This window comes from Streptomyces sp. TRM70350, from assembly GCF_019219825.1.
Classification (GTDB): domain Bacteria; phylum Actinomycetota; class Actinomycetes; order Streptomycetales; family Streptomycetaceae; genus Streptomyces.
Map to the genome: position 1 here is coordinate 1 of NZ_JAHUXH010000013.1, position 22,161 is coordinate 22,161.

Sequence of the window (22,161 nt, forward strand, 5' to 3'; positions counted from 1 at the left end):
AACCCAGCGGACTTTCCGCGGCACCCCCGCGGAAACCTCATCCACGGAGACTGACAGCCATGGACCACCCTGACATCCGCGTCGAGAAGGGCCACGCCGAGCCCGAGGAAGTCGCCGCCATCACGGCCATCCTCCTGGCCCGCGCCGCCGCCCACACCGCCACGTCCACCCCGGCCCACCGAGGCCGCGCCAAGGCCGGCTGGCGCCGCCTGGAACGCGAGCCGGGCTTCCGCGCCCCGCACAGCTGGCACGGCTAGGCTGCGCCGCTCGACCGGTTGCCATCCTCGACCGGTTGCCAACGCCGAGAAGGGGCCCCTCCGTCAGGAGGGGCCCCTTCTTCGTGTTCGACCGGGGGTCTACCGCAGGCGGGCCATCAGCGCGTGCTCCACCAGCGTGATCAGCGTCGACTTGGCGTCCGCGCGATGGCGGGCGTCCGTCGTGATGATCGGGGTGTCGGGGCCGATCTGCAGCGCCTCGCGGACCTCGTCCGGCGAGTACGGCTGCTGTCCGTCGAAGCCGTTGAGCGCGATGACGAACGGCAGGCCGCTGTTCTCGAAGTAGTCGACCGCGGGGAAGCAGTCGGCCAGGCGCCGGGTGTCCACGAGCACCACCGCGCCGATGGCGCCGCGCACCAGGTCGTCCCACATGAACCAGAAGCGGTCCTGGCCGGGCGTACCGAAGAGGTACAGGATCAGGTCCTGGTCCAGGGTGATACGGCCGAAGTCCATCGCCACGGTCGTCGTGGTCTTGTCTCCGGTGTGGGTGAGGTCGTCGATGCCTGCCGAAGCAGACGTCATGACGGCCTCCGTGCGCAGCGGGTTGATCTCCGAGACGGCGCCGACGAACGTGGTCTTGCCCACGCCGAAGCCGCCCGCCACCACGATCTTCGCGGAGGTGGTGGAGCGGGAAGGACCGCCGCTAGAGCTTGCGAAGTCCACTGAGCACCCTTTCGAGCAGTGTCACGTCTGGCTGGCCGCCGGCGTTCTCGTCGCCGCCGGGCTGATGGATGGCGACCAGGCCCGCCTCCGCCAAGTCGGCGACGAGGATCCTGGCCACGCCGAGAGGGATCGTCAGCAGGGCCGAGATCTCGGCCACCGACTTGATCTCCCGGCAGAGGTTGCAGATCCGCTGATGCTCGGGCAGCTGACCCTGCATCTGGTGCGGAGCCGCGGTGGTGTGCACCAGCGCCTCGATGGCGAGCTGGTACCGCGGCCTGGTGCGGCCGCCCGTCATCGCGTACGGGCGCACCAGGGGGTTGTGCGACGCCCCGGCGGGCGCCGGCTCAGGGGTGCGGCGCTGCGGCTGCACGGGCTGGACGCGCGGCGCGTTCGGCTGGTCGTACGGCGAGGGCCCAGGCCCCTGCGGTGCGTACGGCTGCCGGTGGCTCGGTGCGGAGGGGAAGTTGTACCGGTTCGGGGAACCGTCGTTCTGCCCCTGGCCAGGGCCGTACGACCAGTTGCCTGATGAACCGCTTGGGGGTGTTGCCACTTTCTCCTCCTCCGACTGTGCCGGGCACCCATCGCTGTGGAGCCGCGTCCCGAAACCTTACGGCCACGGGACGCGAAATCGCACCGTCTGTCTTTTAGTTGAGAAGGCTTCCTTGGAGCTCCGCACGAAGATCCGGAGTCAGGACCGTGCCCGCGCGGTCGACCAAAAGCGCCATCTCGTACCCAATGAGGCCGATGTCCGCTTCGGGGTGCGCCAGAACCGCGAGCGACGAGCCGTCGGAAATGGACATGATGAAGAGGAATCCTCGCTCCATCTCCACAACCGTCTGGTTCACGCTGCCGCCCTCGAAGATGCGCGAGGCGCCGGCGGTCAGTGAGGTCAGACCGGAGGCGACGGCCGCGAGCTGGTCGGCGCGGTCGCGGGGAAAGCCTTCGGACATCGCCAGAAGGAGTCCGTCGGCGGAGACCACCACCGTGTGGGACACCCCGGGGGTGTTGTCCACGAAGTTGGTGATCAACCAGTTCAGGTTCTGTGCCGCCTGGCTCATCGGGCTCACACTAACGCTCCTGGTTGTAGGTGCTGTCAGGACCGAAGCCCTGGCCGTTCGTTTCACTTCCTGCGCTGCGTCCCCGCTGGACACCCCGGCGCAGGTTGCTCAGCCTGCCCCGGACGTCCTCGGGGGCGCGGGAGACCTGTGGGCCGCCCTGCGGGGTCGACTCCGCGGCACCCTCGACCAGATTGGCCTTGGGCACCCGCCGCGGCAGGCCGGAGGAGGTAACCCCGCCCGCCTTGGGCTTGCGGAGCTGCGCGGCCTGCTGCCAGCGCTCGTCGTTCGCCGAGCGCCAGCTGTCCTCGGCGTTGCGCTCCGCCGAAGGGGCCGCCGTGTCCCGGTTCGCGGGCCCGCCCGCCGCCTGGCCGCCACCGGTGGCTCCCCGGCGGGGAAGCCCGGCGTCGGTCAGCGCGTGCCCTGCGGTGTGGCCCGGTTCCGGACGGTCGAAGCCTACGCGGTCCCGCTCACTCGCGTCAGCGGCCTGCGCAGATTCCGTTTCGGGAGCGTACTGGTCGGCGTACCCGTTCTGGTAGCCGTCGCGCTGCTGCCAGTCGCCCTGGTAGGACTGCTCTTCGAAGGCCGAGAAGGTCTCCGACGCCCCGGACGGGACCGCCGCGGGCTCCTCCTGGGCCGACTCCGCATAACCGGGCTCCGGATAGCCGCCGTTGGTCGGGAAACCATCGCTCTGCGGCAGCCCGTTCGGCGCGTAGTACTGCTCGTCGTACGACCGCTGCTGCTGGTCCTCGTACGACGTCTGCTCCTGGTACGCCGTCTGCTGACCGTAGGCCGCGGCCTGGTCCGGGTAGGCGTTCTGGCCGTTGTCGTAGGGCTGTTGGCCGTTGTCGTAGGCCTGCTGGCCCGGCCGGCCGTCGTAGCCGCCGTCGGCGTACGCCTGGGACTCGGTGTGCTCCTGGGCGGGCTGCTGGCCGTGGGCCTGGGCCTCCAGGGCCGCGCGGCGCTCCTCGCGCATCAGGGAGCGGCCCACCGGGTCCAGCTCGCGGATGTCGTCGGGGACCTCGGTGTAGCGGCTGTCGTCGAAGCCGAGCTCGGCGGCCGTACGCATCGGCTGCTGGTGGAAGTTCTCACCCTGGAACTGCTGCTCCGGGATGATCTGCGAGACGGTGAACTCCTCGCGCTCCGGCGCCTGCTCGCCGCCACCGCCGTGCGTGATGGCGTCGGGGAGCATGACCAGCGAGGTGGTCCCGGCCTGCTCGCCGGAGGGGCGCAGCTGGACGCGGATGCCGTGCCGGTCGGAGAGGCGGCCGACCACGAAGAGGCCCATGCGCTGGGAGATCGCGGCGTCCACGGTCGGCGGGTTGGCCAGCTTGTGGTTGATGTCCGCGAAGTCCTCGGCGGTCAGGCCGATGCCCTTGTCGTGGATCTCGATCATCACGCGGCCGTCCGGCAGCCGGGTCGCGGTGACGCGGACCTTGGTCTGCGGGGAGGAGAACGTGGTCGCGTTCTCCAGCAGCTCGGCCAGCAGGTGCACGAGGTCGGTCACGGCACGGCCGTGGATGTCGGCCTCGGGCACGCCGGATATCTCGATGCGCTCGTACTGCTCCACCTCGGAGGAGGCGGCGCGTAGCACGTCGACCAGCGGGACCGGCTGGTCCCAGCGGCGGCCGGGCTCCTCGCCGGCGAGGACCAGGAGGTTCTCGCCGTTGCGGCGCATACGCGTCGCCAGGTGGTCCAGCCTGAAGAGGTTCTCCAGCTGGTCCGGGTCGGCCTCGTTGTTCTCCAGGTCGGTGATCAGGGTCAGCTGGCCCTCGATCAGCGACTGGTTGCGGCGCGAGAGGTTGGTGAAGATCGCGTTGATGTTGCCCCTCAGCAGGGCCTGTTCGGCGGCGAGCCGGACGGCCTCGCGGTGCACCTGGTCGAAGGCGCGGGCGACCTCGCCGATCTCGTCGGTGGAGGTGATCGGGATGGGCGAGACACGGGTGTCGACGCGGCCGGGGTCGGTGCGCGAAAGCTGGTCGACCAGCATCGGCAGGCGCTGCTCGGCGATGCCGAAGGCGGCGTTGCGCAGCTGGCGCATCGAGCGGCTCATCTGGCGGGCCACCATGCCGGCCAGGATGAACGCGGCGAGCAGGGCGACCACGACGATGGCGCCGGTGATGATGGCGTCCCGCCTGGCGTCGTCGGCGATGTCGGAGGCCTCGTTCACCGCGGTGTCGGCCAGGTCCGACTCGATCTTGTTGTACGCGTTGAACTTGAGAGTGTTGACCGCCCACCAGTTCTCCGCGGTGACGCCCTGCTGGGCGAGGGCGGCGCGTGCGCTCGTGTCCGTGGACGGCAGCGCGGCGAGCCGGGTGACCATCGCGGTGGGGTTGGAGGGCGGCGGCACGTAGTCCGGGTCCTCGGCCTTGGCCTCCGCGGCCATCTTCGCGCCGTCGGCCTTGATCTGCTTCTCGGCCGCCCTCAGCTTGGCGATGTCCTGCGCGGTACCGCCGCTCTCGTACTCCTGGATCGCGATGCCCTCCAGGTACGCGTACGACGAGAGGGCGACGCGCTGCCTGGCCAGGTCCGCGGTCTCGGGGCCGGGCTTGATCAGCATGTGCATGCCGATGGAACGCTGCAGGGAGAGCGCGCCCTTGGTCAGCGAGATGGCGTAGACGGTACGGCCGTAGCTGGTGATGTTGCCGGTGCCCAGACCGAGCTCGTTGGCGAACTCCAGCAACCGGTGCTCGACATCGACGTAGCCCTCTTCGGTCTGCACGCCCGTGAGCTTGTCGGTGTAGGCGGCCGCGCGGAGTTCCGCCAGCCGCGGCTCCGCCTCGCGGAAGCGCTCCAGGCGCCGCACCAGGTTGGGCCGGTCCGGCATGTTCTGGACGGCCTCGTCGAAGGCGTCGGCCGCCTTGTCGGTGTTCGCGCGGGCCTCTACGACTGTCGGGTCCTTCTCGCCCTTGCCCTCGAGCAGGGGCGCGGCGGTCACGTCGCGCTCGACGAGCAGTTCGTTGCCGTAGACCAGCGCGGCCCGCACCAGGCGCGCGGTGTTCTCGGCGTCCTCGGCCTCCTGCCAGGTGTCGATCGAGCTCTTCACCTGGAAGCCGCCCATGACCAGACCGACCAGCACGGGGATGAGCAGGATCGCGTTCAGCCGGGTCGCCACGCGCCAGTTGCGCGGGGAGAAACGGCCGCCGCTCGGAGCGGGCGCGGCCACCTGCTCCGAACCGGGCACAGCGGGGGCGGACGCCGCTCCGCGCGGCGGCGGGGTGAAGTTGCCCCGGGCGGGCGGCTCGGGACCTTTGTTGCTTCGCCTCACTCGACCAACAACCTCTCGGCGGCGGGCACCTACGTCGTGCCGCAGTGTCTCAGAGCCCAGTTCGCCATCGACCACTGAGTACGTCTTTGACCTTTGGGCAGTTCAGGCATTCCAGCACGTCGACCTGCGCTCTTCCAAACATGGGAAAGGGCGGATTCCTTGTGAGGTAAGCCCCAGATAAAACGGTCATAAAGAGCGAGCCCCGTCAAAAGACGGGGCTTTTGTGCGCGCAGCGACACCGCATGACCGCGACGCGTGGCGGTACCACCCGATTCCTCTGCCGAAACGTTATGAACACCGGAGCCGACCGTGTCAAAGGCCACAGCAGGCTCCGTTGCCACGACGACGGCACCTACGGCAACTGCCGTACGAAGCCGCCCACTTGAGTGTTACTTCAGCCGCGCCATCAGGGCGTGCTCCACCAGCGTGATCAGCGCGGACTTGGCGTCGGCCCGGTGCCGGGCGTCGGTGGTGATGATCGGGGTGTCCGGGCCGATCTGCAGCGCCTCGCGGACCTCCTCCGGCGCGTACGGCTGCTGTCCGTCGAAGCCGTTGAGGGCGACCACGAACGGCAGGCCGCTGTTCTCGAAGTAGTCCACCGCCGGGAAGCAGTCCGCCAGTCGGCGGGTGTCCACCAGCACCACGGCACCGATGGCGCCGCGCACCAGGTCGTCCCACATGAACCAGAAGCGGTCCTGACCGGGCGTACCGAAGAGGTACAGGATCAGGTCCTGGTCCAGGGTGATACGGCCGAAGTCCATCGCCACCGTCGTGGTGGTCTTGTCCCCGGTGTGCGTGAGGTCGTCGATGCCCGCGCTCGCGGACGTCATCACCGCCTCGGTGCGCAGCGGGTTGATCTCCGAGACGGCGCCGACGAACGTGGTCTTGCCCACGCCGAAGCCACCCGCCACCACGATCTTGGCAGAGGTGGTGGCACCTCTCGGTTCAGAGCTTGCGAAGGCCACTGAGCACCCTTTCGAGCAGTGTCACGTCGGGCGCACCGCCGTTGTTCTCGTCGCCGCCCGGCTGGTGGACGGCCACGAGTCCGGCCTCGGCCAGGTCCGCGACGAGGATCCGGGCCACGCCGAGCGGCATGGCGAGCAGCGCCGAGACCTCGGCGACCGACTTCACCTCACGGCACAGGTGGCAGATGCGCTGGTGCTCCGGGAGCAGTGCCATGAGCGCTGCCGGGTCGGCCGTGGTGCTGATCAGCGCCTCCAGGGCGAGCTGATAGCGCGGCCGGGTCCGGCCGCCGGTCATCGCGTACGGACGGACCAGCGGCTGGTCGCCCTCGTCCCCGTACGGATCTGTGTACGGATCATGAGAGGCGGTGGGCGGGGTCATGAATCCTCCGGGCGGTACAGCAAGTTGGTCAGTCGTGCCGTCTGACGGGGGCCGGTGGGGGGAATGTGGCGGCCGGACGGTGATGTGGTGAGACGGGTGGATCCGGGGACGTTAGTGGAGCAGACTTCCTTGCAGTTCGGCGCGCAGGTCCGGGGTGAGCACGGCTCCCGCCCGGTCGACCAGCAGCGCCATCTCGTAGCCGACGAGGCCGATGTCCGCATCGGGGTGCGCGAGCACGGCGAGCGACGAGCCGTCCGAGATGGACATGAGGAAGAGGAATCCCCGCTCCATCTCCACGACCGTCTGCGCCACGTTGCCGCCCTCGAAGATCCGGGACGCCCCGGCCGTCAGTGAGGTGAGCCCCGACGCGACCGCCGCCAGCTGGTCCGCGCGGTCGCGCGGAAAGCCCTCCGACATCGCCAGAAGGAGTCCGTCGGCGGACACGACGACGGTGTGGGACACCCCGGGGGTGTTGTCCACGAAGTTGGTGATCAACCAGTTCAGGTTCTGTGCCGCCTGGCTCATCGGACTCAACTAACGCTCCTGCTGGTGAGTGGGGCTCGGGAAACTGCCCGTCTGGCCGGACCCGGCCTGACGGCCCTGTGCGATACCCCGACGGAGGTTGGTCAGCCGACCGCGCACGTCCTGTGGGGCGCGCGAGACCTGCGGACCGCTCTGGTGCGGCTGCTGCTGAGCGGTGCCCGGGACGAGGTTCGCCCGGGGCACCCGGCGCGGCAGGCCGGAGGTGGTGACACCGCCCGCGGCGGGCTGCCGTACGCGCTCGGCCTGCCGGACGAGGTCGTCGTTCGGCGAGCTGCGCCAGGCGGGGGCGGCGGGACGCTGCGGAGCCTGCGGAGCCGAGGGGCCCTGCGGCTGCTGCGGGGCCGGCGCGGAGCCGCCCTGCGGGCGCTGGGCCCGGCCCGGCTGCGGCGGCTGACCGGGCTGGCCCTGCTGACCTGCCTGGCCGCGGAACCAGTTCGTCTCCAGCGTGTCGTACAGCGGCGTACGCCCGTCACCGGGACCCGACGCGGGCGGCAGGGCCTCCGGCTCCGGACGGCCGGGCCGCTGCTGCGGACGCTGCGGGCCCGGCGGCCGCTGGCCACCGAAGTCGCCCTGCGGTCGCTCGAACTGGCCCGTGCCCGAGGGGTTCCGGTGGCCGCCGGGCAGTGTGTGCTGACCGGTGGAGGAGCCGTCGCACCCGGAGTACTGGCCGGTAGCCCCGTTGTCGTAACCCGACGGAGCCGGGAACTGACCCGTGGACCCGTGGTCGTAGCCCTGCGGCGCGGGGTACTGGCCGGTCGCACCGTTGTCCTGCCGCTGCGGAGCGGGGTACTGGCCGGTGGAGCCGTTGTCGTAGCTCCGCGGTACGGCGGACTGGCCCGGGTCGGAGGCGCTGTTCGGGTTGCCCGGGCCGGTCGGGCCGCCGAAGACGTCCGAGCGGACGAACTGGCCGTTGTTCTGCGGCCCGTTCGCGCCGGGGTGCGGGAACTCGTCGGGGGTGCCGGGCGCCTGGCGGTCGTCGACACGGGGAACCGCCGGGAACTCCGCCGTGGAGCCCGGGCCCTGCCGGTCGTCGATCCGCGGCATCGGGGCCGTCTGGGACGGGTCCCGCTGCTCGTCATGGCCGCGCGGGGTGTCCAGCGCGGCGCGCGGCACCGGCGGCTGCGCGTTCTCGTCGCTCCAGCTCGGGCGCTGCTGCGGCTCGTTGCCGCCCGGCAGCTCGGCCCGCGCTCCGCCACGCGGCGGCAGCTGCGGCTGACGGCCGCGCCGACCGCGCCCGCCACCGGCGTCCGCACCGCCGCGCTGCGGCGGCACGGGGCCGCGGGCGTCCTGGCCCTGCGGGGGAACCGGCGTCTGCGCGTTGCCCACACCGGTGGGCCGGCCCTGCTGCGGGGCCGGAGGAGTCTGCGGTCCACGTGCCCCGCCCGGCGCACCCGGGGCACCGCCCGAGTCGCGGCCCGGCAGCGCGGCCCGCGGGCCCTGACCGGCGCCGAGCCGGCCACCGCCGGCCGCACCGGCACCAAGGGCACCACCACCGGCCGCACCGGCGCCCAGCGAGGAGTCGTTGCCACGCCGGGCCGCGGCCGCACCGGCGGCGGCCTGCGCGGCGGCCGGACCGCCACCCGGTCCGCCCTGACCGGGCTTGCCCTGCGGCTTCTTGTCGCCCTGGGCCACGTCGACCGGCAGCATGACCAGCGCGGTCGTACCACCGGAGTCGGACGGGCGCAGCTGGATGCGGATGCCGTGGCGCTGCGAGAGGCGGCCGACCACGAAGAGGCCCATGCGGCGGGAGACGGAGACGTCCACGGTGGGCGGCGAGGCGAGCCGCTCGTTGATCTGGGCGAGGTCCTCGGGGGAGAGGCCGATACCCGTGTCGTGGATCTCGATCAGCACCCGGCCGTCGGGCAGCGCGTGACCGGTGACCTTGACCTTGGTCTGCGGTGAGGAGAACGAGGTGGCGTTCTCCAGCAGCTCGGCGAGCAGGTGCACGAGGTCGTTGACCACACGGCCGGCCACCTGGGTGGTCGGCACCGACGCCAGCTCGATGCGCTCGTACTGCTCCACCTCGGACGCGGCGGCACGCAGCACGTCGACCAGCGGGACCGGCCGGGTCCAGCGCCGGCCGGGCTCCTCACCGGCGAGGACGAGGAGGTTCTCGCCGTTGCGGCGCATACGGGTGGCGAGGTGGTCCAGCTTGAACAGCGAGGCCAGCTGGTCCGGGTCCGCCTCGCGGGACTCCAGTTCGGAGATCAGCGACAGCTGGCGCTGGATCAGACCCTGGGAGCGGCGCGAGAGGTTGGTGAACATCGCGTTGACGTTGCCCCGCAGCAGGGCCTGCTCGGCGGCGAGGCGGACCGCCTCGCGGTGCACGTCGTCGAAGGCCGCGGCCACCCGGCCGATCTCGTCGCGGGAGTGCACACCGACCGACTCCACGGACGTGTCGACGTCCTGCGGGTCGGACTCGGACAGCTGCTTGACCAGCTCGGGCAGCCGCTCCTGGGCGACCTTGGTCGCGGTGTCCTCCAGCCGGCGCAGCGAGCGGATCATGGACCGGGCCACCACGAACGCGCCGACCAGCGAGACGCCGAGCACGAGCAGGACCAGCGCACCGGAGATGATCGCCTCGCGCTCCGACGCGCTGCGCAGCTCGCGCGCCTTCTGCTCCATGTCCTCCAGCAGCGTGCGCTCGATGTTCTTCATCTGCTGGATCTTGGTGGAGCTGTCGTCCAGCCAGTCGCGGTACGAGCGCTTCTCCAGGGCCTGCAGGCCGTTCTCCCGGCTCAGCGCGCGGCTGGCGTACTTGTCGGTGGCCTCGATGGTCGCGTTGTTCTGGTCGATCGGCTTGAGGAGTTCCTCGGCGCCGTCGCCGTAGATGCTGGAGAAGCTGCGCAGCTCGGAGACCTGGCTCTCCAGCGCCGACTGGGCGTAGAGCCGGTCGTTCTCGGAGAGGTCGCCGAAGGTCTTGTTGTTGGCCGGCAGCGCCGCCGCCAGGACCGCGCGCTGGACCGACGCGTACTCCTTGGCGGAGGAGAACGCGGACAGGGCGCGGGTGCGCTGGATCATGTCGGGGTTGCTGGTGGCCTCCGCCATGTCCTGCGAGAGGTCCAGCAGGTGGTCGATGAGGCGGTGGTAGGCCTCCACGGTCTGCGTGGAGTTGCCCTCGGCCTCGTAGGCGTTGCTGCGGATCTCGTTGAGGCCGTTCAGGTCCCGGGCCAGGCCGACCACGCTGTCGCGCACGCCCTGGAGGTTGCCGTCCTTGCTGGCGGAGTCGACCTCCTCGGACGCGTTGAGGAAGTTCTCCAGCGCCCGGTCCGTCTTGTCCTGGAAGCCCTTGACCGTGATCGCGCTGGCGGTGGAGCCGTGCGCCAGCGGGCCGGCGGACTGGTCGCGCTCCTCCTGGAGCGCGGCGGCCAGTTCGGTGGCCTGCTTGGTCATGTCGGTGAGCAGCTTCATGTTGTCGAGCTGCTCGATGTCGTCCATGGACTGGCTGATGCGCAGCGCGCCGAGCGAGGTGGCCGCGACCACCGGAAGCGTCAGCAGCGCCACCAGGCGGGTCGAGATGCGCCAGTTGCGCAGGGCTATTCGCGGTCCGGGGCCGGTCGCGCCCTGCGGCGACTTCACCGTCGAAGCGGGGGTGGAAGAGCCCGGGGACGCCGAGGCGCCGGGGCGACCCGAGGCCGTGGACGCGCCGGGGCGCCCCGAGCGCTGACCGCCGTCGCCGGACGCGGCCGGGCCCGGGCCCTGGGCGTGCTGGGGCGAGGAACCGCGGTCGGTCCCGCCATGCGGCTCCGGCTCCGCCGAAGCGCTGCCATCCCTCTTGAAACGTCCCTGCACTAGCGTCGCAACCTCTGGACCAGGCGCCCCTCCGCGTGAACGGAAGGACGGTGTCGGCGTCGTCGGGCGCGCCCTGAATACGCACCCGGGTGGTCGTGAGTGACCGGCGCTGGACTCCCCCTTCTCGCCGCTCACTCGTCAGGAGCGACGCTGTTTCGCGCCCCCTGCGCGCCGGCTCGATCCTGCGGCGGTCCGTGGAATTCCAGCACAGTGCAGGATCTCCAACAAGGCCAGTTGGTCAGGCTGTGACCTCCGTGACACCACGTGAGGGTGACGTCACGACACGTAGAGCGGCCTCCGTCTTATAGCGGACATAACCGAACGAGTCGCCGGGGTGTGCGGGGTGTCCCAGTCGCCATGATCAGGAGCGGAATGAGGGCTTCAGGGGGTCAATGTCCGATTCGTTGGCATGAGTTGTCAGCCTGAATTGACCGGTTTGAGTGCGAGTACGTGAGCAAACTCACACAGAACGTGATGGCGCTTCGGGCCGTCGGCGGGGAACCGGATGTTTAGCCTGACGCTTTACAAGAGGCAACGTTCTGCCAACCGGCGCTTCCGGCGCCCCGTACACGACAGGGTTCAGTACAACCGTGAAGACGACGATGATGTTCCGCACGATAGCCAACCCGCGGCGCACCACGCTGGCGCACCTCAAGGACGCCGACGAGCTGCGGACCCCGGACCACCCGGAGCACTCCGTCGACCTCCCCGCCCAGACCGCCAACCCCCGGCGCACGGTCCTGATGGACGTCCCGGCCGGGGCGGTCGCGGCCGAGTAGGACGTAGCACCCAGTACGCCACCAGGCGCCCCGCACGCCAGTCTCGCGGGGCGCCTGCCCCAGGGCCTGCCGCGTTAGCCTGGATCGTCAGACTCCAGCCAGTTCAGGTAAGGGGCGCAAGGATCCCGTGCGCATCGCCAGGTTCTCCATCGACGGGAACGTCGCCTTCGGCGCGGTCGAGGGCGACAAGCCGGACGAGCTCGTCCTCGACATCATCAAGGGCATCCCGTTCGCGGACTTCCAGCTCTCCGGTACCAAGGTGCCGCTGAGCAAGGTACGGCTACTGCCGCCGGTCCTCCCCAACAAGGTCGTGGCCTTCGGCCGCAACTACGCCGAGCACGCGCGCGAGCTGGGCAACGAGGTGCCCGACGCCCCGTTCGCCTTCTTCAAGCCGTCCACCTCGGTGATCGGCCCCGGCGACGAGATCCAGTACCCCTCCTTCACCGAGGAACTCCACCACGAGGCCGAGCTGGCCGTCGTCATCGGCCGTATGTGCCGCGAGGTGCCCCGCGAGCGCGTCCGGGACGTCATCCTCGGCTACACCTGCGCCAACGACATCACCGCCCGTGATGTCCAGCGGCGCGAGAAGCAGTGGGCCCGGGCCAAGGGCTTCGACACCGCCTGCCCGCTCGGCCCCTGGGTGGAGACCGACCTGGAACCGAGCGACCTGACCATCCAGCTGACCGTCAACGGACAGCAACGCCAGCTCGGCCGCACCAGCGAGATGATCCACCCGATCGAGGATCTGATCGTCAACATCTCCGAGGCCATGACGCTGCTCCCCGGCGACGTGATCCTCACGGGCACCCCGGCAGGGGTCGGCCCCCTCGCTGTCGGCGACGAGGTCTCCGTCAGCATCGAAGGCATCGGCACTCTCACCAACAAGGTTGTCAAGCGTGGCTAGCGCACCCGGCTCACCCGTACGCGTCCGTTTCTGCCCCTCGCCCACCGGTAACCCGCACGTGGGCCTGGTCCGCACCGCCCTGTTCAACTGGGCGTTCGCCCGGCACCACGGCGGCACCCTGGTCTTCCGCATCGAGGACACCGACGCGGCCCGCGACTCCGAGGAGTCCTACGAGCAGCTGCTCGACTCGATGCGCTGGCTCGGCTTCGACTGGGACGAGGGCCCCGAGATCGGCGGCCCGCACGCGCCGTACCGCCAGTCGCAGCGCATGGACCTCTACAAGGACGTCGCCCGAAAGCTGCTGGAGGCCGGTCACGCCTACCACTGCTACTGCTCCCAGCAGGAGCTGGACACCCGCCGCGAGGCCGCCCGCGCCGCCGGCAAGCCGTCCGGCTACGACGGCCACTGCCGCGAGCTGACCGCCGAGCAGGTCGAGCAGTACCGGGCCCAGGGCCGCGAGCCCATCGTCCGCTTCCGCATGCCCGACGAGACGATCACCTTCACGGACCTGGTCCGCGGCGAGCTGACCTTCACCCCCGAGAACGTCCCGGACTACGGGATCGTACGAGCGAGCGGAGCCCCGCTCTACACGCTGGTGAACCCGGTCGACGACGCCCTGATGGAGATCACCCACGTCCTGCGCGGCGAGGACCTGCTCTCCTCCACCCCGCGGCAGATCGCCCTGTACAAGGCGCTGATCGAGCTGGGCATCGCCCAGCGGATCCCGGAGTTCGGCCACCTGCCGTACGTGATGGGCGAGGGCAACAAGAAGCTCTCCAAGCGTGACCCGCAGTCGTCGCTCAACCTCTACCGCGAGCGCGGCTTCCTCCCGGAGGGCCTGCTCAACTACCTCTCCCTCCTGGGCTGGTCGCTCTCGGCCGACCAGGACGTCTTCACGATGGACGAGATGGTCGCGGCCTTCGACATCAAGGACGTGAACCCCAACCCGGCCCGCTTCGACCTCAAGAAGTGCGAGGCGATCAACGGCGACCACATCCGGCTGCTGGATGTGAAGGACTTCACGGAGCGCTGCCGCCCGTGGCTGCAGGCCCCGTTCGCCCCATGGGCCCCGGAGCCCTTCGACGAGGTGAAGTGGCAGGCCATCGCGCCGCACGCGCAGACCCGCGTGAAGGTCCTGTCCGAGATCACCGACAACGTCGACTTCCTGTTCCTGCCGGAGCCGGTCTTCGACGAGGCCAGCTGGACCAAGGCCATGAAGGAGGGCTCCGACGCCCTGCTGCGCACGGCCCGCGAGAAGCTCGAAGCGGCCGACTGGACCAGCCCCGAGTCGCTGAAGACGGCCGTGCTGGAGGCCGGTGAGGCCCACGGCCTCAAGCTCGGCAAGGCCCAGGCCCCGGTCCGCGTCGCCGTCACCGGCCGCACGGTCGGCCTGCCGCTCTTCGAGTCCTTGGAGGTGCTGGGCAAGGACAGGACCCTGGCCCGCATCGACGCGGCGCTGGCGAAGCTGGCGGCGTAGCGCACGCGCAGGCGAAGGGCGGCATCCGGAAGCGGGTGCCGCCCTTTCGCCGTACGCGCCCGGGACCCGCGGCCGCCGGGTTACCGTCGGACCATGAGCATTCGGGCCGTGGTCTGGGACGTCGACGACACGCTGTTCGACTACACGACCGCGGACCGCGCGGGCATGAGCGCCCACCTGGCCACCGAGGGCCTGCTCGACGCCTACGAAAGCGTCGAGCAGGCCCTTTCGCACTGGCGGGCGGTCACCGACAGCCAGTGGGCACGGTTCGCGGCCGGTGAGGTGTCCTTCGAGGAGCAGCGCCGGGACCGCGTGCGGGTGTTCCTGGGCCGGGACCTCACCGACGCCGAGGCGGAGGCCTGGTTCGAGCGGTACATCGGGCACTACGAGGCCGCCTGGGCGCTCTTCCCCGACGTCCTGCCCGTCCTGGACGCTCTCGCCGCCAGCCACCGGCACGCGGTGCTGTCCAACTCCAGCCTCCACGTCCAGGACCGCAAGCTGCGCGTGCTCGGCGTGCACGACCGCTTCGAGACCATCCTGTGCGCCGCCGAGCTCGGCGTCTCCAAGCCGGAGGCCGGCGCCTTCCTCGCGGCGTGCGCGGCGCTGGACCTGCCGCCGCACCTCGTCGCGTACGTCGGCGACCACCCGGAGATCGACGGGCGGGGCGCCGCCGACGCCGGACTGGTGTCCGTGTGGATCGATCGCAACGGCGCGCACACCTGGGCCGACGCCCCCGCCCGCCCGCACCGCATCGCCTCGCTCGCCGAACTCCCCGCGATCCTCGGCTCGGATACTCGTTTTGGAGCCCCGTCCACCTTCAGGTAATGTTCTTCCTGCGCCGCCGGGGAGCGGGCCGAGAGCCCGGGAACCGGAAGCGCGAACTAGAACAAGATCCCCTCAGGGGCTTGCGTTCCAGTGGCCTATGGTGTAATTGGCAGCACGACTGATTCTGGTTCAGTTAGTCTTGGTTCGAGTCCAGGTAGGCCAGCTCGCAGAGCTCATCTGCACTCGCGGATCACATCCGCAAGCCCCCGTTGTGTAGCGGCCTAGCACGCTGCCCTCTCAAGGCAGTAGCGCCGGTTCGAATCCGGTCGGGGGTACGGATCCATTGAGGGAGTCCTTCAAGGATCAAGGCCCCCGTTGTGTAGCGGCCTAGCACGCCGCCCTCTCAAGGCGGTAGCGCCGGTTCGAATCCGGTCGGGGGTACTGACTGGTCTAAACCACATTGGTCTATGGTGTAATTGGCAGCACGACTGATTCTGGTTCAGTTAGTCTTGGTTCGAGTCCAGGTAGACCAGCTCGGACCTGCGGAAACGCAGAGTCCACGCCCCCGTTGTGTAGCGGCCTAGCACGCCGCCCTCTCAAGGCGGTAGCGCCGGTTCGAATCCGGTCGGGGGTACGCAATCGATGGGCCTCCACTTCGGTGGGGGCCCATCGGCGTGTCCGGCGTCACTGCCCGCCGAACCTGCGGCGTGACTCCTCCGCCTCCGCCAGCCTGCGCAGCGCCAGCAGCACCGGCTCGTACAGCACGGTCAGCGCCACGGCCGCCTCCACCTGCTCGTCCGCCGTCCCGCCGTACCGCTCCACCAGATCCAGATCGTGGACGGCGAGCTGCCCCAGGGTACGCGCGTACGGCGCCAAGTCCTCGACCGCGCAGGGGTATCCGAGCCGCTCCAGCGTGGCGATCGCCCTCACCAGCATCGCGTACGCGGGCGGTGCCACGTCGGGCTTGGGGCCGTAGCCCCAGCCGAGCAGTTCCAGCAGGCGGTCCGCGCGCTTGCGGGCCGTCTCGGTCGCCGGGTCGTCCGGGTCGGCGGGTTTGCCGTGCGGGAGGGCCCAGACGGCGGTGCCCAGGCGTTTGTTGTGGTCCAGGGAGTCGTCGTCCAGCGCGGCGAGCACCTCGCGGGCGGAAGCCACGGACACCCCGCCGACCTGGATCAGCGCCCGCACCAGACGCAGCCGGCGCAGGTGCTCCTCGCCGTACTCGGCCTGGGTGGCGGTGATCCGGCGGCCCGGCGGCAGCAGTCCCTCGCGCAGGTAGTACTTGATCGTGGCCGTGGAGACGCCGCTGCGCTCACTCAGCTCCGCCAGTCGCATGTCCGTCCCGTGTTCGCGTTTCCGCTTGCGTCCCCTCTTGGGGAGTGCCACTATCCAAGCATGGATAGCGAAGCTATCCAACGACGGTGGATGGGGGACATCATGAGCAAGCCGGTGGAAGGGCGCATGACCGCCGCGGGTGAGGGCGAGATCGTCGTCTTCCTCATCGGGATGCGCATCAACAGCTTCGCGGCGCCGCGGAGTTGGTGGCCGGTCGCCAGGACCATGCCGCCCATGCTCGCGGAGCTCTCGCGCGAGAAGGGCAGCGGACTGCTGGGGTATCAGTACCTGCTGGGCTTCCCGCGGGTGCTGTACGTCGTGCAGTACTGGGACTCGAAGGACAAGCTCCTCGCGTACGCCTCGGCGCCGGACAGGCGGCACCGCCCGGCCTGGGCCGCCTTCAACCGGCGGCTGCGCGAGGGGAAGGGGAAGGTCGGCTTCTGGCACGAGACGTACGTCGTGCCCGCCGGGTCCTACGAGTCGGTCTACGTGAACATGCCCGAGTTCGGCCTGGGCCGGGCCACCGGGGTGGTGCCGGTCGCCCGGCGCGGCGACCGTGCGGCTGATCGGCTCAGGGTGAAGTGAGCGGGGCGGACGTCGGGGGACGGGCCTGCCGCGGCGTTGAGGCCGGCCCTCCTCCCGATCAAGGCCGCTGGTCAGCCGGAGCGGCGCAGGGCCTCGGAGAGGCGGGCCGCGGCGTCGATGACCGCCTGGGCGTGCATCCGGCCGGGGTGGCGGGTCAGGCGCTCGATGGGGCCGGAGACCGAGACGGCGGCCACCACCCGGTTCGACGGGCCGCGCACGGGCGCGGAGACGGACGCGACACCCGGCTCGCGCTCGCCGATGGACTGGGCCCAGCCCCGGCGCCGTACGCCGGACAGGGCCGTCGCCGTGAAGCGGGCGCCCTGCAGACCACGGTGCAGGCGCTCCGGCTCCTCCCAGGCCATGAGGATCTGGGCGGAGGAGCCCGCCTTCATCGTGAGCGTCGAGCCGACCGGGACCGTGTCCCGCAGTCCGGACAGGCGCTCCGCCGCGGCGACGCAGATGCGCATGTCGCCCTGGCGGCGGTAGAGCTGCGCGCTCTCGCCCGTGACGTCACGGAGGTGGGTGAGCACCGGCCCGGCGGTGGCGAGGAGACGGTCCTCACCGGCTGCCGCGGCCAGCTCGGCCAGACGCGGGCCGAGAATGAAACGGCCCTGCATGTCGCGCGCCACCATACGGTGGTGTTCCAAAGCCACGGCCAGGCGGTGAGCCGTGGGTCGTGCCAGTCCGGTGGCCGCGACCAGACCCGCGAGGGTGGCCGGACCGGACTCCAGAGCGCTCAGGACGAGGGCCGCCTTGTCCAGAACGCCGACGCCGCTACTGTTGTCCATGCAACGATACTTGCGTCTCACTCTGTGAAACGCAAGTTCAATTTTCGGTGGAACGCGCCACTCTGGATGTCACGAAGTCACAGCGGCCCGGTGGACGAAAGGGCCTGGCGGCGGACGCCCGGGACCAGGGCGCGCACCCGCCGCTCCTCAAGATCTCTAGTTGGGTCGGCGCACCTTTTGTCGCCGGCCGGAGGGAAAGCGATGGGTAGGACACTCGCGGAGAAGGTCTGGGACGACCATGTCGTCCGGCGCGCCGAGGGCGAGCCCGACCTTCTCTACATCGATCTGCACCTGCTGCACGAGGTGACCAGCCCGCAGGCCTTCGACGGCCTCCGCAAGAGCGGCCGGAAGGTGCGCCGCCTCGACCTGACCATCGCGACCGAGGACCACAACACCCCCACCCTCGACATCGACAAGCCCATCGCGGACCCGGTCTCCCGTGCCCAGCTGGAGACCCTGCGCAAGAACTGCGCCGAGTTCGGCGTGCGCCTGCACCCGCTGGGCGACGTCGAGCAGGGCGTCGTCCACGTCGTGGGCCCGCAGCTGGGACTCACCCAGCCCGGCACCACCGTGGTCTGCGGCGACTCGCACACCTCCACGCACGGCGCCTTCGGCGCGCTGGCGTTCGGCATCGGCACCTCGCAGGTCGAGCACGTCCTGGCCACCCAGACGCTGCCGATGGCCCGCCCGAAGACCATGGCGATCACCGTCAACGGCGAGCTGCCCGAGGGCGTCACCGCCAAGGACCTGATCCTGGCGATCATCGCGAAGATCGGTACGGGCGGCGGCCAGGGCTACATCCTGGAGTACCGCGGCGAGGCCATCGAGAAGCTCTCGATGGAAGCGCGGATGACCATCTGCAACATGTCGATCGAGGCCGGCGCCCGCGCGGGCATGATCGCTCCCGACGAGACCACCTTCGCCTACCTCAAGGGCCGCCCGCACGCCCCCGAGGGCGCCGACTGGGACGCCGCGGTCGAGTACTGGAAGACCTTGAAGACCGACGACGACGCCGAGTTCGACGCCGAGGTCGTCATCGACGCCGCCGAGCTGTCGCCGTTCGTCACCTGGGGCACCAACCCCGGTCAGGGCGCGCCGCTTTCGGCGACCGTCCCCGACCCCGCTTCGTACGAAGACGCTTCGGAGCGCCTCGCCGCCGAAAAGGCCCTGGAGTACATGGGGTTGGAGGCCGGGCAGCCGCTGCGGTCCATCAAGGTGGACACCGTCTTCGTAGGCTCCTGCACCAACGGCCGCATCGAGGACCTGCGCGCCGCCGCGGACCTGCTGCGGGGCCGCAAAGTCGCCGACGGCGTACGGATGCTGGTCGTTCCCGGCTCCGCGCGCGTGGGTCTGCAGGCCGTCTCCGAGGGCCTGGACGTGGTCTTCAAGGAGGCCGGCGCCGAGTGGCGGCACGCGGGCTGCTCGATGTGTCTGGGCATGAACCCCGACCAGCTGGCCCCGGGTGAGCGCTCCGCGTCCACCTCCAACCGCAACTTCGAGGGCAGGCAGGGCAAGGGCGGCCGTACGCACCTGGTGTCGCCGCAGGTCGCCGCCGCGACCGCGGTCCTGGGGCACCTGGCCTCCCCGGCCGACCTGTCCGACGCCGAGACCCGTACGCCCGCTGGAGTCTGAGGATCATGGAAGCTTTCACCACGCACACCGGCCGGGCCGTCCCGCTGCGCCGCAGCAACGTCGACACCGACCAGATCATCCCCGCCCACTGGCTCAAGAAGGTGACCCGGGACGGGTTCGAGGATGGGCTGTTCGAGGCCTGGCGCAAAGATCCGGAGTTCGTGCTCAACCGGCCCGAGCGGCGGGGCGCGACCGTGCTGGTCGCCGGCCCCGACTTCGGCACCGGCTCCTCCCGTGAGCACGCCGTCTGGGCGCTGCAGAACTACGGCTTCAAGACCGTGATCTCCTCCCGCTTCGCCGACATCTTCCGCGGCAACTCGCTGAAGAACGGCCTGCTCACGGTCGTACTGGAGCAGAAGGTCGTGGACGCGCTGTGGGAGCTGACCGAACAGGACCCCACTGCTGAGGTCACTGTGGACCTTGTGACGCGAGAGGTGCGCGCCGAGGGCATCACCGCCTCGTTCGAGCTGGACGAGAACTCCCGCTGGCGGCTGCTGAACGGGCTGGACGACATCTCCATCACGCTGCAGAACGAGGAGGACATCGCCGCGTACGAGGCGGTGCGCTCCGTCTACAAGCCGCGCACCCTGAAGGTCTGAACCTTCGGCCCTCGTGGCGGTCGACTTTCGGCCACCCCAACACCCCGGCTGCACCCCCGATCGGCCCGATCGGGGGTGCAGCCTTTTTTCACACCCGGATGGCCGCACCCGGCACCGGGTGTTCCTCCAACTTCCCACGTTATGACGGTTGTTGTTGGGGTACGCGAGTCTTGACAACGTGGCTTCGGCGGCGCGCCGAAGGGCCGTCTGAGGCGCCAGTTGCCCCCCGGGCGGGCGACAACTCGCCCCAGATGGCACAATCTGTGCATGGAACACGACGGCCAACTCGAGCTCTATGCGGCAGTCGCGGACCAACTCAAGGAAGCGCACGCAAGGGTGCGCGCACTGCAAGTCCCGGAGGGCGTACGGATGGCGCTGACCCGGAAGCTGCTGGTCATCACGGCCGCGGCCAAGCACGACCTCGCCGATGCGACAAAGCGTCTGGAGCGGTTCACCGCCGACCTCGATGCGGGGCGATTCCCCGAAGAGGAAGGCTGAATCACATCAGGGGCAGCCGAGTCGGTTGCGGCACAAGGGTGATTAGCCCGTTTCGTGTTTGATTTGCGGTATATATCTGCCTAACGTGCGAAAAAGCTTGAACACTTTCGTTCTGGCGATGTCTCCGAAGGGGAAGACGTGAACAAGGCGCAGCTCGTAGAAGCGATTGCCGACAAGATGGGCGGCCGTCAGCAGGCCGCCGATGCTGTCGACCATGTACTGGACGCCATCGTCCGCGCTGTCGTCGCAGGTGAGCGGGTCTCGGTCACCGGCTTCGGCTCTTTCGAGAAGGTCGACCGCCCGGCTCGCTACGCCCGCAACCCGCAGACGGGCGAGCGGGTTCGGGTCAAGAAGACCTCGGTGCCGCGGTTCCGCGCGGGCCAGGGCTTCAAGGACCTGGTGAGCGGCTCGAAGAAGCTCCCGCGCGGCGGTGAGGTGGCCGTCAAGAAGGCGCCCAAGGGCAGCCTGACCGGCGGTGCCGCGGCCACGGTCAAGAAGGCCGCGGCCAAGAAGACCACCAAGGCGGCCGCGAAGAAGACGACGGCGAAGAAGGCGGCGCCGACCAAGAAGGCCGCCGCCGCCAAGAAGACCACGGCGAAGAAGGCGCCCGCCAAGAAGACCACGGCGACCGCCAAGACCACCGCCGCGAAGAAGACCACCGCGAAGAAGGCGACGGCCAAGAAGGCCCCGGCGAAGAAGGCCCCGGCCAAGAAGGCCCCCGCCAAGAAGGCGACGGCTCGCAAGACCAACGCCAAGAAGACCACCGCCCGCCAGTAGGCGAGGCGCAGGTACTCACGCGCCGGGCCGGACTCCGCGTCGGAGCCCGGCCCGCGGCGTGTTCAGGGCAAGGTCGGAGGTCTTGTTCAACGGCCAGGTCAGAGCGTCTGCAACGTCACGAGCGTGATCCTCGGGCTCTCCTTCGGCCCCTCCACCTCGATCCGGACCCGCTGCCCGGGCCGCAGCAGCCGCAGCCCGCCCGCGTCGAACGCGGCGGCGTCGAAAGGCACGGCAGTGCCGTCGTCGAGCAGGACCTGCCCGCTGCGCGTCTCGGCGTCGTACGTGTATGCGGTCGCGTGCATGACGGCAGCCTACTGCCCGGGAATCAGCAGCCGCGCGGCCGCCGCCGCCGTGCGCGGCCCCACCCCGAGCGCCAGCGCCGCCCGCAGGTCGTCGGCGGTGTCCACGTCCTGACGTACGGAATCCACGCCCGCGAGAGCGAGTTCCACCGCTCCGCCGACGCGATGCCGGGCGCGCGAATCCCTGCCGAATGCCGGGAGTAATTCCCGGCCCGGACCGGCCGCCAGCAGCGTCGTACCGATTGCGGCGGCGTCCGGGAGAAAAGCACGCGGGAATTCCGCGGCCGCGTCCAGGACCCGGGCCAATTCCGCCGGGCGCAGTGCCGGAAGATCGGCGTTCAGGGCCGCGACCGGGCTTTCGGGACGCCGTGCCCGTACGGCCGCCGCTCCGTGCGCCAGAGCCGCGTTCAGCCCGCCGCCCGGCTCGTCGGCGACGATCCGGGCGCCCAGCGCGGCCAGCTCCCGGCCCGCCAGGGCGTCGTCCGTGACGACTGCCACATCCCGCACCGCCGGGCTGGCCAGCGCCGCGGCCAGCGTGTCCTGGGCGAAGGCGAGGGCGAGGCCCGGGCGCAGCCCGTCGGCGGCGGCGTCCGAGAGCCTGCTCTTGGCCCGCGCCAGAGGCTTCACAGGTATCACCAAGGTCCACTGCACGAGCGTTCGTCCCTCTCTTGTCGCGGCCATTGTCACCCGGGCCTCCCGGCGCGCGTGGAGGCGGGGCGTACGGTGTTCTCGACAGACCGGCGGCCTGGGGCGACACTTGTGCGGCCCCCCAGGCCCTAGAAGGAA

General features: G+C 70.3%; 22 protein-coding genes and 5 tRNA genes. 15 read left to right on the top strand and 12 right to left on the bottom strand.

Going from position 1 to position 22,161, the window contains the following annotated elements; genetic code table 11:
• The first annotated feature begins 59 nt into the window (after window positions 1-59).
• The gene (locus KWI83_RS20590; protein WP_218515848.1) at window positions 60-257 is read left to right on the top strand and encodes an acyl-CoA carboxylase subunit epsilon; all 198 of its coding nucleotides are present in this window, start codon (window positions 60-62) and stop codon (window positions 255-257) included.
• A gap of 99 nt (window positions 258-356) precedes the next feature.
• Here the strand turns inward: KWI83_RS20590 and KWI83_RS20595 are convergent, their stop codons facing one another.
• From KWI83_RS20595 to KWI83_RS20630, 8 genes are all read right to left on the bottom strand, one after another.
• Window positions 357-938 carry an ATP/GTP-binding protein gene (locus KWI83_RS20595; RefSeq protein WP_044384251.1) on the bottom strand — a complete coding sequence of 194 codons (582 nt, stop codon included), beginning with the start codon at window positions 936-938 and terminating at the stop codon, window positions 357-359.
• Window positions 919-1,488: a DUF742 domain-containing protein gene (locus KWI83_RS20600; RefSeq protein ID WP_218515849.1), complete on the bottom strand. Its 570-nt coding sequence runs from the start codon at window positions 1,486-1,488 to the stop codon at window positions 919-921. Before KWI83_RS20600 ends, KWI83_RS20595 begins: the two co-directional genes overlap by 20 nt.
• A gap of 94 nt (window positions 1,489-1,582) precedes the next feature.
• The gene (locus tag KWI83_RS20605; protein ID WP_004983065.1) at window positions 1,583-1,996 is read right to left on the bottom strand and encodes a roadblock/LC7 domain-containing protein; all 414 of its coding nucleotides are present in this window, start codon (window positions 1,994-1,996) and stop codon (window positions 1,583-1,585) included.
• A gap of 10 nt (window positions 1,997-2,006) precedes the next feature.
• Window positions 2,007-5,261 (bottom strand): nitrate- and nitrite sensing domain-containing protein, encoded by a 3,255-nt coding sequence (locus KWI83_RS20610; protein WP_218515850.1) that lies wholly within the window; start codon window positions 5,259-5,261, stop codon window positions 2,007-2,009.
• A 389-nt stretch (window positions 5,262-5,650) separates the two neighbouring features.
• Window positions 5,651-6,226, bottom strand: coding sequence for an ATP/GTP-binding protein (locus tag KWI83_RS20615; RefSeq protein ID WP_218515851.1), 576 nt, complete (start codon window positions 6,224-6,226; stop codon window positions 5,651-5,653).
• On the bottom strand, window positions 6,207-6,605 hold the full coding sequence (locus KWI83_RS20620) for a DUF742 domain-containing protein (protein ID WP_218515852.1): 399 nt from the start codon (window positions 6,603-6,605) through the stop codon (window positions 6,207-6,209). The genes KWI83_RS20615 and KWI83_RS20620 overlap by 20 nt, the downstream gene beginning before the upstream one ends.
• 111 nt (window positions 6,606-6,716) lie before the next feature.
• Window positions 6,717-7,130, bottom strand: coding sequence for a roadblock/LC7 domain-containing protein (locus KWI83_RS20625; RefSeq protein ID WP_218515991.1), 414 nt, complete (start codon window positions 7,128-7,130; stop codon window positions 6,717-6,719).
• A gap of 9 nt (window positions 7,131-7,139) precedes the next feature.
• Window positions 7,140-10,940, bottom strand: coding sequence for a nitrate- and nitrite sensing domain-containing protein (locus KWI83_RS20630; protein ID WP_218515853.1), 3,801 nt, complete (start codon window positions 10,938-10,940; stop codon window positions 7,140-7,142).
• A 590-nt stretch (window positions 10,941-11,530) separates the two neighbouring features.
• On the opposite strand from KWI83_RS20630, the gene KWI83_RS20635 reads away from it, so the two are divergent.
• The 9 genes from KWI83_RS20635 to KWI83_RS20675 all read left to right on the top strand — a co-directional run bounded on the left by KWI83_RS20635 (window position 11,531) and on the right by KWI83_RS20675 (window position 15,499).
• Window positions 11,531-11,719 carry a hypothetical protein gene (locus tag KWI83_RS20635; protein ID WP_218515854.1) on the top strand — a complete coding sequence of 63 codons (189 nt, stop codon included), beginning with the start codon at window positions 11,531-11,533 and terminating at the stop codon, window positions 11,717-11,719.
• A gap of 127 nt (window positions 11,720-11,846) precedes the next feature.
• Window positions 11,847-12,623, top strand: coding sequence for a fumarylacetoacetate hydrolase family protein (locus KWI83_RS20640; protein ID WP_218515855.1), 777 nt, complete (start codon window positions 11,847-11,849; stop codon window positions 12,621-12,623).
• The gene (gene gltX, locus KWI83_RS20645; RefSeq protein ID WP_218515856.1) at window positions 12,616-14,100 is read left to right on the top strand and encodes a glutamate--tRNA ligase; all 1,485 of its coding nucleotides are present in this window, start codon (window positions 12,616-12,618) and stop codon (window positions 14,098-14,100) included. Before KWI83_RS20640 ends, gltX begins: the two co-directional genes overlap by 8 nt.
• A gap of 93 nt (window positions 14,101-14,193) precedes the next feature.
• Window positions 14,194-14,925 carry an HAD family hydrolase gene (locus tag KWI83_RS20650; RefSeq protein ID WP_218515857.1) on the top strand — a complete coding sequence of 244 codons (732 nt, stop codon included), beginning with the start codon at window positions 14,194-14,196 and terminating at the stop codon, window positions 14,923-14,925.
• A 91-nt stretch (window positions 14,926-15,016) separates the two neighbouring features.
• Window positions 15,017-15,088, top strand: a tRNA-Gln gene (locus tag KWI83_RS20655).
• Window positions 15,089-15,127: 39 nt separating this feature from the next.
• Window positions 15,128-15,200, top strand: a tRNA-Glu gene (locus tag KWI83_RS20660).
• Between the two features lie 33 nt (window positions 15,201-15,233).
• A tRNA-Glu gene (locus KWI83_RS20665) sits at window positions 15,234-15,306 on the top strand.
• Window positions 15,307-15,326: 20 nt separating this feature from the next.
• A tRNA-Gln gene (locus KWI83_RS20670) sits at window positions 15,327-15,398 on the top strand.
• Window positions 15,399-15,426: 28 nt separating this feature from the next.
• Window positions 15,427-15,499: transfer RNA gene (locus tag KWI83_RS20675), tRNA-Glu, on the top strand.
• 50 nt (window positions 15,500-15,549) lie between these two features.
• Here the strand turns inward: KWI83_RS20675 and KWI83_RS20680 are convergent.
• On the bottom strand, window positions 15,550-16,197 hold the full coding sequence (locus KWI83_RS20680; RefSeq protein ID WP_218515992.1) for a MerR family transcriptional regulator: 648 nt from the start codon (window positions 16,195-16,197) through the stop codon (window positions 15,550-15,552).
• Window positions 16,198-16,299: 102 nt separating this feature from the next.
• Here KWI83_RS20680 and KWI83_RS20685 point away from each other — a divergent pair, with 102 nt between their 5' ends.
• Window positions 16,300-16,782 (top strand): DUF4188 domain-containing protein, encoded by a 483-nt coding sequence (locus KWI83_RS20685; protein ID WP_256362584.1) that lies wholly within the window; start codon window positions 16,300-16,302, stop codon window positions 16,780-16,782.
• Between the two features lie 71 nt (window positions 16,783-16,853).
• On the opposite strand, the gene ndgR is transcribed toward KWI83_RS20685, so the two are convergent.
• Window positions 16,854-17,570, bottom strand: coding sequence for an IclR family transcriptional regulator NdgR (gene ndgR, locus KWI83_RS20690; protein ID WP_026278050.1), 717 nt, complete (start codon window positions 17,568-17,570; stop codon window positions 16,854-16,856).
• 201 nt (window positions 17,571-17,771) lie between these two features.
• Here ndgR and leuC point away from each other — a divergent pair, with 201 nt between their 5' ends.
• The 4 genes from leuC to KWI83_RS20710 all read left to right on the top strand — a co-directional run bounded on the left by leuC (window position 17,772) and on the right by KWI83_RS20710 (window position 21,076).
• A complete protein-coding gene (gene leuC, locus KWI83_RS20695) occupies window positions 17,772-19,202 on the top strand; it encodes a 3-isopropylmalate dehydratase large subunit (RefSeq protein WP_218515858.1) in 1,431 nt (476 codons plus the stop codon).
• 5 nt (window positions 19,203-19,207) lie between these two features.
• A complete protein-coding gene (gene leuD, locus KWI83_RS20700; RefSeq protein WP_218515859.1) occupies window positions 19,208-19,801 on the top strand; it encodes a 3-isopropylmalate dehydratase small subunit in 594 nt (197 codons plus the stop codon).
• A gap of 267 nt (window positions 19,802-20,068) precedes the next feature.
• Complete coding sequence (locus tag KWI83_RS20705; protein WP_141311571.1) at window positions 20,069-20,299, top strand: hypothetical protein; 231 nt, start codon at window positions 20,069-20,071, stop codon at window positions 20,297-20,299.
• Window positions 20,300-20,437: 138 nt separating this feature from the next.
• Window positions 20,438-21,076 (top strand): HU family DNA-binding protein, encoded by a 639-nt coding sequence (locus tag KWI83_RS20710; RefSeq protein ID WP_218515860.1) that lies wholly within the window; start codon window positions 20,438-20,440, stop codon window positions 21,074-21,076.
• Between the two features lie 98 nt (window positions 21,077-21,174).
• Here KWI83_RS20710 and KWI83_RS20715 read toward each other — a convergent pair whose 3' ends face one another.
• Window positions 21,175-21,378 carry a hypothetical protein gene (locus KWI83_RS20715; protein ID WP_218515861.1) on the bottom strand — a complete coding sequence of 68 codons (204 nt, stop codon included), beginning with the start codon at window positions 21,376-21,378 and terminating at the stop codon, window positions 21,175-21,177.
• A 9-nt stretch (window positions 21,379-21,387) separates the two neighbouring features.
• Window positions 21,388-22,026, bottom strand: a complete 639-nt coding sequence (cofC, locus tag KWI83_RS20720; RefSeq protein ID WP_218515862.1) for a 2-phospho-L-lactate guanylyltransferase — start codon at window positions 22,024-22,026, stop codon at window positions 21,388-21,390.
• Window positions 22,027-22,161: the final 135 nt, after the last annotated feature.